Below are 18008 nucleotides of genomic sequence, written 5' to 3' on the forward strand. Positions count from 1 at the left end.
TCAGTTCGCGGCCTTGCGATACAGCGCGACGTAGCCCGCGAGCATCAGCAGCAGCGACCCGCTGACACGGTTCAGCCACTTCTCTCCCGCGGCCTTCCACACGCGCACCGAATGCACGCCGAGCAGTGCATAGCCGGTCATCCCGATAACGTCGATCGCGACGATCGTCGCCGCGAGGATCGCGTACTGCGGTGCGATTGCATGCGACCGGTCGACGAACTGCGGCAGCAGCGCAGACATGAACAGGTAGTATTTCGGGTTGCTCATCGCGACGAAAAAGCTCTTCAGGAACGCGGTCCGGCGATCGGGCGTCGCGTGATCGAGCGCCTGCGCAGCGGCGGTGGAGCCGCCGGACGACAGCAGCATCCGCACGCCGACGTAGGCGAGCCACGCCGCACCGGCCAGCTTCAGCGTGACGAAGGCCGTTTCCGACGCGTCGAGCAGCATCCCGAGACCGCACCCGACCAGCGCAACGAGCACGACATCGGCCGTGACAGCGCCCAGCATGCCGACCATCGCGTGACGCAATCCGTATCGCGAGCCGTTGCTCATCGCGAGCAACACCGTCGGACCGGGCGTCGCGACGCCGACGGACAGGATCAGGGCAAAAGCGAGCAAGGCGGACAGCGACATGGCGGGGCGTTCCTGTTGAACGAAGGGCTGGAACATGCAGGCGGACGGAGCATGATCGCATGATGGCGCGACCGCCCACTCGACGGTTGTCTGGCGGGCCACCGACCTCGCGCCCCGTCCGATTTGCATGGATCGTCGGACGGAGTGGCGGACTGCCCCCAGAGTTTGCTATACTCTCGGTCTTCCGGAGAGATGGATGAGTGGTTTAAGTCGCACGCCTGGAAAGCGTGTATAGGTTAATCGCCTATCGGGGGTTCGAATCCCCCTCTCTCCGCCAGTATTCAAAAATGCCCGCGCCAGCGGGCATTTTCGTTTCCGGAAAGAAGCCAGCCGGCAGGCCGGCTGGCGCGGGGGATTCGAAGGGATTCGCCTGCAAGCGAATCCGCGGCCCGCGCTCGTGTGGGCGAATCCCCGGACATCCGCAAAAACGGGCCGCTCGGCCCGTTTTTCATTTCTGCACGCTGAAGCGTCCGCGGATCGTCGGTGTGGCGACCGTTGGCCGCGCCTCCGATGCGCGCTTGCATCGTCGATTTCCCCTTGCTCCCCCGATGCGCGCTACGCAGACACGCTCGCCATCATGCACTGCGCATTGATGTCCGTCGTCAGGCATCAAGCGCGAGCGACGGCCATGCAATTCAACGCGCTTCTTATCGCTCCATTATCTTTCTCGGCCCGGCGACGCCCGTTCAGCCCGTCAGTCGAAATTGAATAACGATCGGAAATCCGCATCATGGATTCGGCTTCACAAATTTTCCGGAATACGACCGATAAACTGACTTCCGAAAAGCTCTCGAAACCGGCGACCCTGCACAGCCAGCCGCTTCCTCGTTAGAGCCGAGCATGCAGCACACCGCAACTCCCGAACACCCCACGCTAAAGAAGCGTATTCTCCTGACGATATCCAGGGTTTCATCACCGCGAGTCAGCTCCATGCGATTGAGTCCACGGTTCGCCACGATGGCTATTGCTGCGACGATGCTGTCCGCTTGCGCGACGGCATTTTCGCCCGCGTCGATCAGCACCACCGTCGCGGTAACCGCTCCCCCACCGCTCGAAAAATCGCTGCGCGACGGCGGCTCGTCGACCGACCTGTCGGTCATTGGTCAGCCCGCCTCCCCATTTCGCACGCTTCTTTCCGTTCGCGAATGCGCCGCCGGCAAATGCGCAGCGGGAATTGCCAAGCCGACGCTCGCGGTCACGGTCCAGCGCGTGTCCGAGGGACAGGCGGCGATACGCTTCTCGGTCAACGGAGAGATCGGCAGCAGCCAGACGCTGACATCGCAAGCCGGGAACGCCACGTCGGAAGTCACCATGTCGATCCCGTCCGGCGTGACACCGATCAACGATCGATTTGCCGTCGATCGGGTCGCGACGATCAAGGTTGGCGAGTTCCGCCACGTGGCCTTGCCGCACGGCATCCGTGCCTATGTCTGCGTCGCCGTCCCGAACGCGAAAGGCGTGACGGATGGAAGCTGTGATTTCAACCGGGTGCAGACGACCAAGGGAGCCGAGCTCGGCATTTCAGCGCTCTGACCCACCCGTCATGGCGCCAACACGAACGGGTCCCGGCACTTGAGCAATGCCGAACGACACTTGCGTCACGGATGCCGGATGTAATCCACCAGCGCCCGCGTATATTCATCCGGCTTTCGATCGCACAAACTCACCACGATCGCCACGGCAAAACCCGCCGGCACCCCGAACACTCCCGAGCTGATCGGCTCGATCCCGAACCACGTGCTCCCCGCGAACCCCGTCAGCTGCGTGAAGTACGGATAGGTCGACACGATGTAGTACACGCACACCGCAAGCCCGGTCACCATCCCCGCGATCGCGCCACGCGTCGTCGTGCGCTTCCAGAACACGCCGAGCACGAGCACCGGAAAGAAGCTCGACGCCGCCAGCGAAAACGCGGCGCCGACGAGAAACAGGATCTTTCCGGTATTGAGCGACGCGACATACGACGCGAACAGAGCGACCCCGAGCAGCAGCACCTTCGAGATCGTCACGCGCCGCTGGCTCGACGCATCGGGCGCGACCATGCAGTAATAGACGTCGTGCGACAGCGCGTTCGCGATCGTCAGCAGCAGCCCGTCCGCGGTCGACAGCGCCGCGGCAAGCGCACCGGCCGCGATCAGCCCCGACACGACATACGGCAGCCCGGCGATCTCCGGCGCGGCCAGCACAACCATGTCCGGCTGCATCTGGATTTCCGACCAGTGCACGATGCCGTCGCGAATCACCTCGACGACGCTGATCAGGTCGGGTTCGAAGTGATGCCATTGCGTGACCCACGCCGGCAATTCGGCGAACGGCCGCCCGACGAGGTTCGCGAGAATCTCGTACTTGATCAGCACCGCGAGCACCGGCACGCTCAGGTAGAACAGCGCGATGAAGAACAGGGTCCACCCGACCGAGCGCCGCGCCGACGCGACCGACGTGGTCGTGTTGTAGCGCGTCAGGATGTGCGGCAGGCTCGCGGTGCCGAGCGACAGGCACAGCAGCAGCGCAAGGAAATTCCGCTCGCGCGGCTTGCGTTCGTCTTCGCTCGCGGCGGGAAACGGCTCATGCATCGGCACGGGCGGCTCGGCACGCGCCAGCAGGTCGTCGCGCGCCTGCGTCCACGCGACACGCGCCGCCGCCGGATCGCGCGGGAAGTCGGCCAGCTCGCGCTCGCGCTGGCTGATCTCGCGCAGCGGCCCGTTGTGGCGCCGCAGGTCGGCCAGCTGGTCGGCGAGATGCCGGCGGGCGTCCGCATGGGATGCCGGCAGCCGGTCGAGCCGCGTCTGGATATCCGCGGCCTGCCGGCGATACGCGTCGCGCACCTGCTGCTCGTCGAACGCATCGCGCACCTGCGCCTCGCGCGCCGCGACGCGCTCCATCAGCTTGCCGTAATTGAACTGCGGCACAGGGCCGAGCCCGTTCTTCATCGCGATCAGCGACACCGGAATCAGGATCGCGCTGATCAGGATGATGTACTGCGCGACCTGCGTCCACGTGACCGCGCGCATCCCGCCGAGAAACGAACACACGAGAATGCCCGCGAGCCCGCAGAAAATCCCGATCGCGAAATCGACGCCGATGAAGCGCGTCGCGATCAGGCCGATCCCCTGGATCTGCGCGACCAGGTACACGAATGAACACAGGATCGCCGCACCGGCCGCCAGCGCGCGCACGGCCGTACTCGAAAAGCGCGTACCGAGGAAATCGGGAATCGTGTAGCGCGCAAGCTTGCGCACATACGGCGCGAGCAGGAACGCGACGAGGCAGAACCCGCCCGTCCAGCCCATCACGTACGCGAGCGCATCGTAGCCGGTCGCGTAGAGCGATCCGGCCAGGCCGATGAACGATGCGGCCGACAGCCAGTCGGCCGCGGTCGCCATCCCGTTGAAGGCAGACGGCACGCGCCGCCCGGCCACGTAGTATTCGACGAGATCGGACGTGCGCGACAGCAGCCCGATCACCGCATACACGGCGATCGGCACGAACAGGAACACGTAGCCGATCCAGACGCCGGAGCCGGTGGCACGCTCGATCCGCCACATCAGCAGCACGAACCCGAGAAACCCCAGCGTGTAGAGCGCGTAGGCGCGGATCAGTCGGCGCGTCAGCATGGATCAGCGCCCACCGTTCGCGTGGCCGGCGCGTGCCGCATGATCGTCGTACGCACGGCGCAGCGCGCGGTCCGCGCGTTGCATCAGCCCGATGTAGACGACGATCAGCACGAGGTACACCAGAATCGCGCCCTGTGCGCCGACGTAGAACGGCAGGCTGAACCCTGCGAAACGGATCCCGGCGAGCGCGGGCCCGAAGAACGGCACGATGAACGATACCGAAAAGCCGATCACCATCAGCACCGCGATCAGCGCGACGTTGAAGCGCCAGTAGCGTGCATGGGCACGCGCGAGCGGCTCGGGAACGGGAGGGGGCGCGGCAGGCGCGGGACGGGTCGGAACGGTCATGCCGTTATGTAACAAAAAGCCCCTGCGCGGGCAATCGGGATTGCCGCGCAGGGGCTCGTGCGCGTGACGCGCAACCGGTACGATCAGCGCACTTCGGCGAGCTGCTCGAGGATGGCCGGGTTCTCGAGCGTGGATGTATCCTGCGTGATCGCCTCGCCCTTCGCGAGCGAACGCAGCAGGCGCCGCATGATCTTGCCCGAGCGCGTCTTCGGCAGGTTGTCGCCGAAGCGGATGTCCTTCGGCTTCGCGATCGGCCCGATCTGCTTGCCGACCCAGTCGCGCAGCGTCTTCGCCAGCGCCGCCGCTTCCTCGCCTTCCGGACGCGAACGCTTCAGCACGACGAACGCGACCACCGCCTCGCCCGTCGTATCGTCCGGACGGCCGACCACGGCCGCCTCGGCCACGAGCTCGTGCGAGACCAGCGCCGATTCGATTTCCATCGTGCCGAGTCGGTGGCCCGACACGTTCAGCACGTCGTCGATCCGGCCCATGATCGTGAAATAGCCGGTGTCCTTGTCGCGCACGGTGCCGTCGCCGGCCAGATACAGGCGCCCGCCGAGTTCCTCGGGGTAGTAGCTCTTCTTGAAGCGCTCCGGGTCGCCCCAGATCGTGCGGATCATCGCGGGCCACGGGCGCTTGACGACGAGGATGCCGCCCTGCCCGTTCGGCACGTCCTGACCGGTTTCGTCGACCACCGCTGCCATGATGCCCGGCAGCGGCAGCGTGCACGAACCGGGCACGGTCGGCGTCGCGCCCGGCAGCGGCGTGATCATGTGGCCGCCCGTCTCGGTCTGCCACCACGTGTCGACGATCGGGCAGCGCTCCTGGCCGACGTGCTTGTGATACCACATCCATGCTTCCGGATTGATCGGCTCGCCGACGGTGCCGATGATGCGCAGGCTCGACAGGTCGTAGCTCTTCGGATGCACCTTGTCGTCGGCCTCGGCCGCCTTGATCAGCGAACGGATCGCGGTCGGCGCGGTGTAGAACACGGTGACCTTGTGGTCGCCGATCATCTTCCAGAAACGCCCGGCGTCCGGATAGGTCGGCACGCCTTCGAACACGACCTGCGTGCCGCCGCAGGCGAGCGGGCCGTACGTGATGTACGTGTGGCCGGTGACCCAGCCGATATCGGCCGTGCACCAGAACACGTCGGAGGGCTTCCAGTCGAAGGTCCACTTCATCGTCTGCGCGGCCCACAGCAGGTAGCCGCCCGTGCTGTGCTGCACGCCCTTCGGCTTGCCGGTCGAGCCCGACGTATACAGGATGAACAGCGGATGCTCGGCGCCGACCCATTCCGGCTCGCACTGGTCGGATTCGCCGGCCGTCAGTTCGTGCATCCACAGGTCGCGCTCGGCGTGCCAGTCGATCTTGCCGCCGGTGCGGCGATAGACGATCACGCTCTTCACGGCCTCGCAGCCGCCCAGCGCGATCGCTTCGTCCGCGATGCTCTTCAGCGGCAGCGTCTTGCCGCCGCGCGCCTGCTCGTCGGCCGTGACGAGCGCGGTCGCGCCGACGTCGACGAGCCGCTCGTTCAGCGACTTCGCGGAGAAGCCGCCGAACACGACCGAGTGCGTCGCGCCGATGCGCGCGCAGGCCTGCATCGCGACGATGCCTTCGATCGACATCGGGATATAGATGACGACGCGGTCGCCCTTGCCGATCCCGCGCTTCTTGAGCGCATTCGCGAACCGCGATACGCGTGCGAGGAGATCCGCATAGGTGACGCGCGTCACGGTGCCGTCGTCGGCTTCGAAGATCACCGCGACGCGCTCGCCGTTACCGGCTTCGACGTGACGGTCGAGGCAGTTGTACGACGCGTTCAGCTCGCCGTCGTCGAACCACTTGTAGAACGGCGCGTTGGACTCGTCGAGCACTTTCGTGAACGGCTTGTGCCACGCCAGACCCTCGCGCGCGAGACGCGCCCAGAATCCTTCGTAATCGTTCTCGGCTTCGGCGGCGAGCGCACGATAGGCCGGCATGCCGGAAATGGTCGCCGCCTGTTCGAGCGCCGCGGGCGGCGCAAACTGACGGGTTTCGTGAAGAACCGATTCAATCGCAGACATCGACTACCCCTTGGTGAACATGAATCCTCTGCATGGCGGCGCGATCGTGCGCGCCGCGCGTCTTGGCCGGCGCAAGCGCGCCGCTGTCTCCTACCCACCACCCGCGCACGGCCCGAAGGCCGCTGCGCGATGCTGCGCCGCACCAAGTCACACGATGGCGACCGGGCGACCCGACAGTTTCCACGATAAGCGCTCGAACTTACCCGTCACTTACGCGGCACGGCCGTTTCGCCCTTCGGGCGGCGCCCGCGTGCAGCTTTACGCTGTAACGAGCGCGACCCTACAATCCTAACTGAACTCGCCTTCCGGATTCCAGCTTGAATCGCTACGCTTTCTTTCTCGTGCTGTCGATGCTGTTCGTCGGCAGCAATGTCGGTATCGGTAAATCGATCGTCGTCTTCGTTCCCGTCGCCATCCTCGCCACGCTGCGCTTCGTAATCGCGATCGCCGTGCTGTGGCCGCTGTTCAGTCCGGTGAAAATGCGCACGGTCAAGCGCGGCGAATGGCTGAACCTGTTCCTGCAGGCGTTCTTCGGCACCTTCATGTTCACGCTGCTGATGCTGAACGGCGTGCAGCGCACGAGCGCGGTCGCGGCCGGCGTGATCACCAGCACGATCCCGGCGATCGTCGCGCTGTTCGCGTGGCTGATCCTGCGTGAAAAACCGAACGGCCGTGCGCTCGTGTCGATCGCACTCGCGATCGCCGGCGTCGTGACGATCAACCTCGCGAACGGCAGCGCGGCCGGGCACGGCACGTCGTCGCTGACCGGCAACCTGCTGATCCTCGGCGCGGTGTGCTGCGAATCGATCTACGTGATCCTGTCGCGCCGCCTCACGCAGACGCTCGCGCCGATCGACATCTGCGCGTACACGCACCTGTTCGGCCTGTGCCTGATGCTGCCGCTCGGCGCGACGGCCATGTGGCATTTCGATTACGCGAGCGTGCCGGCCGGCACCTGGGCGCTCGTCGTCTGGTATGGCCTGTCGGCCAGCATCTTCTCGTTCTGGCTGTGGATGAAAGGCATCCGGCACGTGCCGGGCAGCCTTGCCGGCGTGTTCAGCGCGGTGCTGCCGGTCGCGGCCGCCGCGTATGGCATCGCGTTCCTCGGCGAGCGCCCGACGCTCGCCCACGGCATCGCGCTCGCGTGCGTCGTCACCGGCATCGTGCTCGCCAGCCTGCGCGTGAAACGCGTGCCGGCCGCCGCCTCCTGATCCGTCCCCGGCAGCGCCGGCGCGTCACTGCAATCGCGCCGGCCGACGCGTTACAATAGCGCGCCTTTTCAAGATTACCCCCGATACCTGCGCACCGCGCCCGACTGTCCACCATGTCTGCCCCGCATTCGCCCGGCCGCCCCGCGCGTCGCCCGCTTCGCCCCCTTCCCGCGCTGATTTTCATGAGCCGCTGGCTCCAGGTTCCGCTTTACCTCGGCCTGATCGTTGCGCAAGCCGTCTACGTGTTCCTGTTTCTGAAGGAAGTCTGGCACCTGCTGTCGCATGCGACGAGCCTCGACGAAATCAGCGTGATGCTCGCGGTGCTCGGCCTGATCGACGTGGTGATGATCTCGAACCTGCTGATCATGGTGATCGTCGGCGGTTATGAGACGTTCGTGTCGCGCCTCGGCATCGAGGGGCACCCCGACGAGCCCGAATGGCTCGACCACGTGAACGCGGGCGTGCTGAAGGTCAAGCTGTCGATGGCGCTGATCAGCATTTCGTCGATCCACCTGCTGAAGACGTTCATCAACCCCGACCAGCACACGATGCACGCGATCATGTGGCAGGTGATCATCCACGTGTCGTTCCTGGTGTCGGCGCTCGTGATGGCGTGGGTCGACCGCCTGACGACGCACACGCACCCGGCCCATTTCCACGAGCCGCACGCCCACGGCGCGCACGCGAGCGCGGCGAACGAGCCCCGCAAGCCGGCCGACGCAGCCGTCAACGCATAAACGCATTCCCCACAGTCCCCACAGAGTCTCAGCCATGACCGTCATCAAACAGGAAGACCTGATCCAGAGCATCGCGGATTCGCTGCAGTACATCAGCTACTACCATCCGCTCGACTACATCCAGGCCCTCGGCCGCGCGTACGAGCTGGAAGAGAGCCCGGCCGCGAAGGATGCGATCGCGCAGATCCTCACGAACAGCCGCATGTGCGCGGAAGGCCGCCGCCCGATCTGCCAGGACACCGGCATCGTCACGATCTTCGTGAAGGTCGGCATGGACGTGCGCTGGGACGGCGCGACGATGGGCCTCACCGACATGATCAACGAAGGCGTGCGTCGCGGTTACACGCACCCGGACAACGTGCTGCGCGCGTCGATCGTCAATCCGCCGGAAGGCGCCCGCAAGAACACGAAGGACAACACGCCGGCCGTGATCCACTACGAGATCGTGCCGGGCGACAAGGTCGACGTGCAGGTCGCGGCGAAGGGCGGCGGCTCGGAGAACAAGTCGAAGTTCGTGATGCTGAACCCGTCCGACTCGATCGTCGACTGGGTGCTGAAGACGGTCCCGACGATGGGTGCGGGCTGGTGCCCGCCCGGCATGCTGGGGATCGGCATCGGCGGCACCGCCGAAAAGGCGATGCTGATGGCGAAGGAATCGCTGATGGAGCCGATCGACATCCAGGAAATCATCGCGCGCGGCCCGAAGGACTGGGTCGAGGAACTGCGCGTCGAGCTGCACGAGAAGGTCAACGCGCTCGGCATCGGCGCGCAGGGCCTCGGCGGCCTGGCAACCGTGCTCGACGTGAAGATCATGGCGGCACCGACGCACGCGGCATCGAAGCCGGTCGCACTGATCCCGAACTGCGCGGCGACGCGCCACGCGCACTTCGTGCTCGACGGCTCGGGCCCGGCCAAGCTTGAAGCGCCGTCGCTCGACGCGTGGCCGAAGGTCAACTGGGAACCGAACACGGAAACCAGCAAGCGCGTCGACCTGAACACGCTGACGCCGGAAGAAGTCGCGAGCTGGACGCCGGGCCAGACGCTGCTGCTGTCGGGCAAGATGCTCACCGGCCGCGACGCTGCGCACAAGCGCATCGCCGACATGCTCGCGAAGGGCGAGAAGCTGCCGGTCGACTTCACGAACCGCGTGATCTACTACGTCGGCCCGGTCGATCCGGTCCGCGACGAAGTGGTCGGCCCGGCAGGCCCGACGACGGCCACGCGCATGGACAAGTTCACCGAGACGATGCTCGCGCAAACCGGGCTGATCTCGATGGTCGGCAAGGCCGAGCGCGGCCCGGTCGCGATCGACGCGATCAAGAAGCACAAGGCGGCCTACCTGATGGCCGTCGGCGGCGCGGCTTACCTCGTGTCGAAGGCGATCCGCGGTGCGAAGGTGCTCGCGTTCGAAGACCTCGGCATGGAAGCGATCTACGAGTTCGACGTGCAGGACATGCCGGTGACGGTCGCCGTCGATTCGTCGGGCACGTCGGTGCACCAGACCGGTCCGAAGGAGTGGCAAGCGAAGATCGGCAAGATCCCGGTCGCAGCCGCTTAAGCGCGATCGAACGAAAGGCCGGACGCGAGTCCGGCCTTTTTACTTCTCATTCTCATTATGGTGCGTGGCCGGATATTCGAGGCTGATTCTCATTACACGCAAAAGGCAGGCCCGGCAAGGCTTCGAGGCTTGGCTTTTCTCGTTCGAGCGATTATCGTTCGGTTTCTGAAGCCCCACTGAACAAGGAACAGGCCATGCAAGGCGACAAGAAAGTCATCGAATATCTGAACGCCCAGTTGAAGAATGAACTCACGGCGATCAACCAGTACTTCCTGCATGCGCGCATGTACAAGCACTGGGGCCTCGAGAAGCTCGGCAAGCACGAGTACGACGAGTCGATCGGCGAAATGAAGCACGCCGACTGGCTGATCGAGCGCGTCTTCATGCTCGACGGCTTGCCGAACCTGCAGGATCTGCACAAGCTGCTCGTCGGCGAGGAAACCGAAGAGATCCTGAAGTGCGACCTGAAGCTCGAACAGATCTCGCAGTCCACCTGCAAGGAAGCGATCGCCTACTGCGAATCGGTGCGTGACTACGTGTCGCGCGAGATCTTCGAAAAGATCCTCGACGACACCGAAGAGCACATCGACTGGCTGGAAACGCAAATCGACCTGATCGGCAAGGTCGGCCTGCAGAACTACCAGCAAACGATGATGGGGTCGCCGGAGTAAACTCGCTCCACGCTTCCCGTTACCGCCCCCAGCCCGTTCATGTCGACACCTTCCGCTATTCCTGCGACGGCCACGACCGTCGCGCCCATCGGCATCTTCGATTCAGGGCTGGGCGGCCTGTCGGTGCTGCGCGCCGTGCGCGCGAAACTGCCCGACGAATCGTTCATCTACGTCGCCGATTCGCACCATGCGCCGTATGGTCCGCGCGACGAGGCGTTCATTACGGAACGCACGCTGGCAATCGGCGAGTGGCTGGCCCGCGAAGGGGCGAAAGCGCTCGTCATCGCGTGCAACACGGCGACCGCACGTGCGATAGCCACGGTCCGCGAACATCTGTCGATGCCGCTCGTCGGCGTCGAGCCGGGCATCAAGCCGGCCGCCGCCGTGTCCGCGAGCGGCGTCGCGGGCGTCCTGGCCACGCAGTCGACGCTGAACAGCCCGCGCTTCCAGGCGCTGCTCGACCGCTACGGCGCCGGCCGCCGCTTCATCTGCCAGCCCGGCCACGGGCTCGTCGAAGCCATCGAGCGCGGCGATACGAATTCGCCCGCGTTGCGCGCGTTGCTCGACAGCTACCTGCAACCGATGCTCGACGACGGCGCCGATACGCTGGTACTCGGCTGCACGCATTACCCGTTCTTCACGGAAACGATTCGTGACCTTGTGGGCGACCGCCTGACGCTCGTCGACACCAGCGACGCGATCGCGCGCCAGCTCGTGCGGGTGCTCGACGAACGCCACCTGCGCGCACCGGCCGGCACGCGCGCGGCACCGCCCCGCTTCTGCTCGACCAGCGACGGCCGCCAGTTGCAGGTGCTCGCCTCGACGCTGCTCGGCCTCGCTGCGCCGGTCGAATCCGTCACCATTTCCTCGCCGAACGCGCGCGCTTGCGCGACCGCCTGATACCGGCCGGTACGCCCTCTTCCGCGTGCCGCTCCACCCTCCCGACGTTTCAAGGGTCCGATGCCCTTAAAAAAAGCCTGCCCCAGGCTTGTCAACGTCCGCAAATTTAATGATAATAATTCGCATTACCGTTAGCTATCGCAACTCATCATGATCGTCTGCGTGTGCAAGTCTGTTTCCGATCGCAAGATTCGCGCGTCCCTCGCAGAGGGCGTGACCTCTTTCGATGAACTCCAGTTCGAGCTTGGCGTGGCCACGTGCTGCGGCAAGTGCGAGGAGTCCGTACGCGACCTCATGGCCGAACAAGGCGTCTGCGCGAGCCGGTGCGGTGTCGAGCATCACGCTCACCCGATCCCGGTCACGTTTTACGAACGCAAGGCCGCCTGACCGGCGCCGAGTGTGCGCATGCGGCCCAGGCCGCATTTTTTGTTTTGACCGTCAGCAAGCCACCGTCTGCGCGAGCCAGCGGCTTACCTGCCAAGGAGCCTGTCATGGAATTGCTGATCGGATTTGTGACCACCGTTTGCATCTCGCTGCTGATCTTCCGCAAGTGATGCCGATTCACCCGCCGCGCCCCGGGTGCGACATCGTTCTTTCAAGCTAACATGCAGGCTTCGCATCTCGCTCCTGCCGGCGCCGTGCCGGCTGCACCACGTATGAATCCCCGAGTGATCGTCGTCGCGGTCGGTGTGCTTGCCGCACATGCGATCATGCTGACGGCCGCCTGGCTCCATCGCAACGCGCCGCCGCCGCCGAAGGAGATCGAGGTTCAGTCGATCACCGCGCAGCTCATTCCGCCTGCCCCTCCTGCCCAGCCGGTCGCGGTCCAGTCGGCCGCGCAGCAGCCTACGCCGCCCAAGCCCACGCCGCGCGTGAAGCCGAAGGTCGAGCCGAAGCCGGTGCAGAAGGCGGTCCCGACGCCTCAACCCGTCTCGCAGGCACCATCGCCGACGCCCGCGCCGGCAGTGGCCGACCCGACACCGGCTCCGGCCGCGCCGGCGCCTGCTGCACCGGCTGCAGCACCCGGCCCGGCGCGCGAGACGATGCAGGTCAGCGCGCCGAAGAACGTGTCGGCGCTCAGCTGCAATTTCGTCAAGCCGACCTATCCGTCGATGTCGCGCCGTCGCAGCGAAACGGGCACGGCCTATGTTCACTTCATCATCGGCGTGACGGGCAAGATCGAAAGCGTCCAGCTGCAGAAGAGCAGCGGCTACCCGCGTCTCGACGAAGCCGCGCTCGAGGCGACGCGCGCGAGCACCTGCCCGCCGTATATCGAGAACGGCCAGGCGATCCGCGCCGCCCATACGCTGCCCTTCAACTTCACGCTTGACGACTAACCCGTCATATTCGGTAGATTCAAAGGAAACAAGAAAATGCAAAGCTACGGTATCGCGCACGTCTGGGCGCAAGGTGATTTCGTCACGCGCGCCATCGCGATCACGCTGCTCGTGATGTCGGTCCTGTCGTGGATCGTGATCGTCATCAAGGGCTGGAACGTGATTCGCCTGAACCGCCTGACGAAGAACGCCGAACAGGCATTCTGGCATTCGGACAACTTCGACGACGGCATCAAGAAGCTCGGCCTCGCCGCATCGACGCCGAACGACAACCCGTTCCTCGCGCTCGCGCTGTCGGGCAAGGAAGCCGCCGATCACCACCACCAGACGCAACCGCACCTGCACGATCGCATGGACGTGTCGGACTGGGTCACGCGCTGCCTGAAGGACACGATGGACGAAGGCATCTCGCGCATGCAGAGCGGTCTCGCGATCCTCGCGTCGATCGGCAGCACCGCGCCGTTCGTCGGCCTGTTCGGTACGGTCTGGGGGATCTACCACGCCCTGCTCGCAATCGGCGCATCCGGCCAGACGTCGATCGACCAGGTCGCGGGCCCGGTCGGCGAATCGCTGATCATGACCGCCTTCGGCCTGTTCGTCGCGATCCCGGCGGTGCTCGGCTACAACGCACTCACCCGCGCGAACAAGGGCGTCGTCAGCAAGCTGCGCCGCTTCGCGCACGGTCTACATGCGTATTTCGTGACGGGCGCGAGCCTGGCCTCGTCGTCGACGCGCGACGGCCTGCGTCTCGCGACGCGCGCCAGCTGAGGCGGGGTGAACCATGGCAATGAACACCGGTTTCAGCGACGATGACGACGATGCAGTGATGAGCGAGATCAACATGACGCCGCTCGTCGACGTCATGCTCGTACTCCTGATCATTTTCCTCGTGACGATCCCGGCGATGCAGCATGCGGTGAAGATCGACCTGCCGCACGCCAGCAGCCAGCCCGTCGACGAAAAGCCGCAGACGGTCGACGTCGCGATCCAGGGTGACGGCACGATCCTGTGGGACGACCACACGGTCACGCGCGCACAATTGCAGGAACGCATCGCGGAAGCGGCAAAGCGCACGCCCCAGCCGGAGTTGCACCTTCGCGCGGATCGCAAGGTCGCGTACGAACACGTCGCGGAAGTGATGTCGGATGCGCAGGCAGGCGGCCTGACGAAGCTCGGCTTCGTGACGGAGCCGGGCGCGAAAGCGAAGTAACGCGCGCACGTCTTGCGGTAACTCACCGCCGGCCGCGCATCGCCGGCCGCACCTAGCCGGCCGCGCCTAGCCGGCCGCGCCTAGCCGGCCGCGCACAAAGTAAAAGGCCTTCATCGCCAGATGAAGGCCTTTTTTCATGCGCACGCGGGCGCCTTCGGGCGGCGGGCTCTTTGGCGGTATCGGTTGCGCCTCGAGCAACGCAAATGCGACTCTGCCGTGGTCTGCACGGACTGCGCGTTCTGCCCTATCTGGCTCGCAATATATGCGGCCACCTGATTTCGCTCAGAACTTCCTTCACGAAATGGGATTTCAATATAGGCCCGCGCGCACACGCATTCAAGGTTCCGGCGATTGAAACTTGCGATTGCAGGCGACGCTTCAATGACAAAACAAATTTGCGTCGCCGTGCGCGTCGTGTTCAGGTCGCCGAAACATCGGCCGCCGCTTCCTTCTTCGCGCGTTCCGGGCACCCCGGATCCTGGTAGGCGCCATGATCGAGCTTCTCGACCAGATAGTCGACGAACGCACGCACCGCCGGCGGCATCCCCTGCCGCGACACGAACACCGCATACAGTTGCGGCACCGGCAACGTCCAGCCCGGCATCACCGGCGACAGTTGCCCCGCCCTCAGCGCGTTGCCGTACATCATCTCCGGCAATGCCGCGATGCCGAGGCCATCGAGCACGGCTTCACGGATCGTCATCAGGTCAGCCGTCACGAGCCGCGGGTCGTGCTCGTGCACGTGACGCGTTCCGTCCGGCGCGATCAGGTTGAACAGGTGCCGCCCGTCGACGCTCGGCGTATCGAGTGTCTCGAAGCCGCTCAGGTCGTCCGGTACCAGCGGCGGCGCATTCTGGCTCAGCAGGCTCGGCGCGCCGACCAGCATCTGCTCGGTGCGCCACAGCGGCCGCACGACGATGTTCGCGTTCTGCGGCGGCTCCGAGCGCACGCGCAGCGCGACGTCGATCGAATCCTCGAACAGGTCGATCACGCGATTCGTCACGCGAACGTGCACCTTCACCTCGGGATAGCGACGCAGGAATTCGGGCAGGATGCGCGACAGCATCGTCTGCGACAGCGTCACGGGCACGCTGACGCGCACCGATCCGCGCGGCGATGAGCGCAACTGCTGCACCGCGTTCATCGCCGCCTGCGCTTCGGCCAGCATCGCCTGGCAATGCTGGTAGAACAGCTCCCCCGCCTCGGTCAGCGCGAGCTTGCGGGTGGAACGCTGCAGCAGGCGCACGCCGAGCGCCGCCTCGAGTTCGGTCAGGCGCCGCGACAGGCGCGATTTCGAGATGCCCAGCACGCGCTCCGCGGCCGAGAAACCGCCATGTTCGACGACCTGCGAAAAGTACATGAGGTCGTTCAGGTTATGTGCATCGATATTCATGTCATCGTTCCAATTTCAGAACAATCCATTGCGAACCTTCGCGAATTGAACGGTAAAACGCCCAATATAATAGCGCTATGTTTCAAAAATAACGCTATTCCGTTGATTTCGAGGGTATCCGCATGACGACCGCTCGCTCGCTTGACCGCACCTACCCCGCGCTTCGCACGACCGAAGGCGGCGGCTTCGTGGTTCATCGCCCGTTCCCGACCCGGCTGCTGATGGATTTCGATCCGTTCCTGCTGCTCGACGAAATGGGCCCCGTCGACTACGCGCCCGGCGAAGCCAAGGGCGCCCCCGACCATCCGCATCGCGGCTTCGAGACCGTGACCTACGCCCTCGACGGGCGCTTCCGCCATCGCGACTCGTCCGGCCATGCCGGCACGCTCGGCCCGGGCGACGTGCAATGGATGACGGCGGGCGCCGGCGTCGTGCACAGCGAGATGCCGGATCCGGAATTCGCGCAAGCAGGCGGCCGCTCGCACGGTTTCCAGCTGTGGGTCAACCTGCCGCGCCGCGACAAGCTGATCGCGCCGCGCTACCAGGAGATCCCCGCGGATCGCATCCCGACCGCCACCTCACCTGACGGCCGCGCACGGGTGCGCGTGATCGCCGGCGAAGCGTTCGGCGTCCGCGCCGCGATCGAGACACGCACACCGATCCTCTACCAGCATTTCACGCTGCAACCAGGCGCAACGGTCACGCAGACCGTCCCGGCAGGCTATCGTGTGTTCGCCTATCCGATCGACGGAACAGGACTCTACGGGCCCGCCAGGCAGGCGGTCGACGCACGAAACATGGTCGTGTACTGCGATGACGGCGACACGGTCACGTTCGCCGCCGGCGGCACGTCGCTCGACCTGCTGCTGATCGGCGGCGTGCCACTCAACGAGCCGATCGTCCGCTACGGCCCGTTCGTGATGAACACCGAGGAAGAGATCCGGCAGGCGGTCGTCGACTACCAGACCGGTCGCATGGGGCGCATCGAAGCATGACGCACCGACGGGCGCCCAGGTGCCGCGAAACCGCGCGTTTTGCGTCACAATAACTTCTTGAACCACGTGGCCGCCCGCCACCAGAAGGAACCCGTCCCCTTGAACTTCGAACATCTGATCCAGATCAATTCCGACGATCCGGCCGTGCCGACCCTCACCCGCGACCAGCTCTGGGAAGGTCTCGTGTTGCGCGCCGAACAGCCGCAACTGTTCGTGCTCGGTCTCGACAGCTGCGTCGTCCACGAACGGACGGACACGACGCTCGAACGTGAACTGCACTACGGTCACGCGACCGTGCGCGACCACGTCACGTTCACGCCGAACCAGCAGGTTCGCTACGACATCCTCGCCGCCGATGGCGAGATCGGCGGCTCGCTGACGATGACGATCGAGGAACGCGACGACCACGAGCTGTTCCTGCGTTTCGAATACCGCACGACGCTGGTCGTCACGGACGACAGCGAAGACGCGCGTCAGACGCACGGGATCGTCAAGGAAGCGTACCGCACGTCGGATATCGACACGGTCCGCCTGATCCGCGAGTACGCGCAGGGCCGCAAGGATCCCGATCCGCTGCACTGAACTCGACGGCGGCCTGTGGGCCGCCCCTTTGACTCAAGCTATCGGGCTCACCATTTCGATCGATAAAGAGTTTTTGTAAATGGGAATAGTTATCATTTAGAATTCATTCCATCGTATCGACAGTCACCGATCAAGCGAATGACCGACACCCTGCGCCAGACCCCGACCACGCTGACCTTGCGCCGCACGACCGGCACCGCAGGCAGCAGCCGTCAGAAGACGGCAGCGGTCACCACGCCGGCGAAACCCGCCGGCAACCGCGAAGCAGGCACGCGGGTCGTCAGCAGCGATGCGCTGCTGCAAGGCCAAAGCCACGTCAGCATCGCGCATAACGGAGAGACCTATCAGTTGCGCGCCACACGGTTGGGCAAACTGATCCTGACGAAGTAAGACAGAGTATTGTGGGGACCACCTCCCTGAGAGGTGTTGGGCAGTAGCCAGCGTAACGGCTTGCACGCGAGATCTAGACCCCTTCGTGCAAACACACTCAAGCAGCCGTTGCAGCAAGCCAAGCCACTTTTTTTGGTTCTCGCACAAGGAAGAAAAAAAGCGACACGTCCTTCGACGTGTCGCTTTTTTGTTTGGGTGTGACCCGTCCTGAAATAGGTTGACACTTTTTCGCTGAAGCGAAGAGGTGCCAAATGGAGCAAGGGATCAAGCGGACGCAGCGGGACTACAGTCTGGCTTTTAAGCTGTCGGTGGTGGCCCAGGTCGAAAAGGGCGAGCTGACGTACAAAGAGGCGCAGCAGCGCT

Annotated in this window: 18 protein-coding genes and 1 tRNA gene; 14 read left to right on the top strand and 5 right to left on the bottom strand. The window is 64.9% G+C overall.

What is annotated here, in order from left to right; genetic code table 11:
• The gene (locus LGM89_RS21820; protein ID WP_089495218.1) at window positions 1-633 is read right to left on the bottom strand and encodes a LysE family translocator; all 633 of its coding nucleotides are present in this window, start codon (window positions 631-633) and stop codon (window positions 1-3) included.
• 186 nt (window positions 634-819) lie between these two features.
• Between LGM89_RS21820 and LGM89_RS21825 the strand changes: the two genes are divergently transcribed.
• Window positions 820-910 (top strand) — tRNA-Ser (locus LGM89_RS21825).
• A gap of 680 nt (window positions 911-1590) precedes the next feature.
• Window positions 1591-2166: a hypothetical protein gene (locus LGM89_RS21830; protein WP_226273851.1), complete on the top strand. Its 576-nt coding sequence runs from the start codon at window positions 1591-1593 to the stop codon at window positions 2164-2166.
• Window positions 2167-2231: 65 nt separating this feature from the next.
• Here LGM89_RS21830 and LGM89_RS21835 read toward each other — a convergent pair whose 3' ends face one another.
• The 3 genes from LGM89_RS21835 to acs all read right to left on the bottom strand — a co-directional run bounded on the left by LGM89_RS21835 (window position 2232) and on the right by acs (window position 6661).
• Window positions 2232-4247 carry a sodium:solute symporter family protein gene (locus LGM89_RS21835; RefSeq protein ID WP_089495220.1) on the bottom strand — a complete coding sequence of 672 codons (2016 nt, stop codon included), beginning with the start codon at window positions 4245-4247 and terminating at the stop codon, window positions 2232-2234.
• A 3-nt stretch (window positions 4248-4250) separates the two neighbouring features.
• Window positions 4251-4595 carry a DUF4212 domain-containing protein gene (locus LGM89_RS21840; RefSeq protein WP_226273852.1) on the bottom strand — a complete coding sequence of 115 codons (345 nt, stop codon included), beginning with the start codon at window positions 4593-4595 and terminating at the stop codon, window positions 4251-4253.
• Between the two features lie 83 nt (window positions 4596-4678).
• Window positions 4679-6661: an acetate--CoA ligase gene (gene acs / locus LGM89_RS21845; protein ID WP_089495221.1), complete on the bottom strand. Its 1983-nt coding sequence runs from the start codon at window positions 6659-6661 to the stop codon at window positions 4679-4681.
• 317 nt (window positions 6662-6978) lie between these two features.
• Between acs and LGM89_RS21850 the strand changes: the two genes are divergently transcribed.
• The 9 genes from LGM89_RS21850 (at window position 6979) to LGM89_RS21890 (ending at window position 14285) form a co-directional block, all read left to right on the top strand.
• Window positions 6979-7872, top strand: a complete 894-nt coding sequence (locus tag LGM89_RS21850) for a DMT family transporter (RefSeq protein WP_071333524.1) — start codon at window positions 6979-6981, stop codon at window positions 7870-7872.
• 113 nt (window positions 7873-7985) lie between these two features.
• A complete protein-coding gene (locus LGM89_RS21855) occupies window positions 7986-8609 on the top strand; it encodes a TIGR00645 family protein (RefSeq protein ID WP_124585982.1) in 624 nt (207 codons plus the stop codon).
• Between the two features lie 34 nt (window positions 8610-8643).
• The gene (locus LGM89_RS21860; protein WP_039370104.1) at window positions 8644-10167 is read left to right on the top strand and encodes a fumarate hydratase; all 1524 of its coding nucleotides are present in this window, start codon (window positions 8644-8646) and stop codon (window positions 10165-10167) included.
• 194 nt (window positions 10168-10361) lie between these two features.
• On the top strand, window positions 10362-10838 hold the full coding sequence (bfr, locus tag LGM89_RS21865) for a bacterioferritin (RefSeq protein ID WP_011352652.1): 477 nt from the start codon (window positions 10362-10364) through the stop codon (window positions 10836-10838).
• A 39-nt stretch (window positions 10839-10877) separates the two neighbouring features.
• Entirely contained in the window at window positions 10878-11738 is an 861-nt protein-coding gene (gene murI, locus LGM89_RS21870; protein WP_089495222.1) for a glutamate racemase, read from the top strand.
• Between the two features lie 150 nt (window positions 11739-11888).
• Window positions 11889-12125 (top strand): bacterioferritin-associated ferredoxin, encoded by a 237-nt coding sequence (locus tag LGM89_RS21875; protein ID WP_226273853.1) that lies wholly within the window; start codon window positions 11889-11891, stop codon window positions 12123-12125.
• A 218-nt stretch (window positions 12126-12343) separates the two neighbouring features.
• Complete coding sequence (locus LGM89_RS21880; protein ID WP_226273854.1) at window positions 12344-13075, top strand: energy transducer TonB; 732 nt, start codon at window positions 12344-12346, stop codon at window positions 13073-13075.
• 36 nt (window positions 13076-13111) lie between these two features.
• Window positions 13112-13843: a MotA/TolQ/ExbB proton channel family protein gene (locus LGM89_RS21885; RefSeq protein WP_089440626.1), complete on the top strand. Its 732-nt coding sequence runs from the start codon at window positions 13112-13114 to the stop codon at window positions 13841-13843.
• A 13-nt stretch (window positions 13844-13856) separates the two neighbouring features.
• Entirely contained in the window at window positions 13857-14285 is a 429-nt protein-coding gene (locus LGM89_RS21890) for an ExbD/TolR family protein (RefSeq protein WP_039370086.1), read from the top strand.
• A 418-nt stretch (window positions 14286-14703) separates the two neighbouring features.
• Here the strand turns inward: LGM89_RS21890 and LGM89_RS21895 are convergent, their stop codons facing one another.
• The gene (locus LGM89_RS21895; protein WP_089495223.1) at window positions 14704-15678 is read right to left on the bottom strand and encodes a LysR family transcriptional regulator; all 975 of its coding nucleotides are present in this window, start codon (window positions 15676-15678) and stop codon (window positions 14704-14706) included.
• A gap of 122 nt (window positions 15679-15800) precedes the next feature.
• On the opposite strand from LGM89_RS21895, the gene LGM89_RS21900 reads away from it, so the two are divergent.
• The 3 genes from LGM89_RS21900 to hemP all read left to right on the top strand — a co-directional run bounded on the left by LGM89_RS21900 (window position 15801) and on the right by hemP (window position 17645).
• Entirely contained in the window at window positions 15801-16673 is an 873-nt protein-coding gene (locus LGM89_RS21900; RefSeq protein WP_089495224.1) for a pirin family protein, read from the top strand.
• A 99-nt stretch (window positions 16674-16772) separates the two neighbouring features.
• Window positions 16773-17255 carry an SRPBCC family protein gene (locus LGM89_RS21905; protein ID WP_039370078.1) on the top strand — a complete coding sequence of 161 codons (483 nt, stop codon included), beginning with the start codon at window positions 16773-16775 and terminating at the stop codon, window positions 17253-17255.
• A gap of 138 nt (window positions 17256-17393) precedes the next feature.
• Window positions 17394-17645: a hemin uptake protein HemP gene (gene hemP, locus LGM89_RS21910; RefSeq protein ID WP_089440628.1), complete on the top strand. Its 252-nt coding sequence runs from the start codon at window positions 17394-17396 to the stop codon at window positions 17643-17645.
• Window positions 17646-18008: the final 363 nt, after the last annotated feature.

Origin of the sequence: Burkholderia sp. AU31624, from assembly GCF_020420065.1 — a bacterium.
Lineage (GTDB): Bacteria > Pseudomonadota > Gammaproteobacteria > Burkholderiales > Burkholderiaceae > Burkholderia.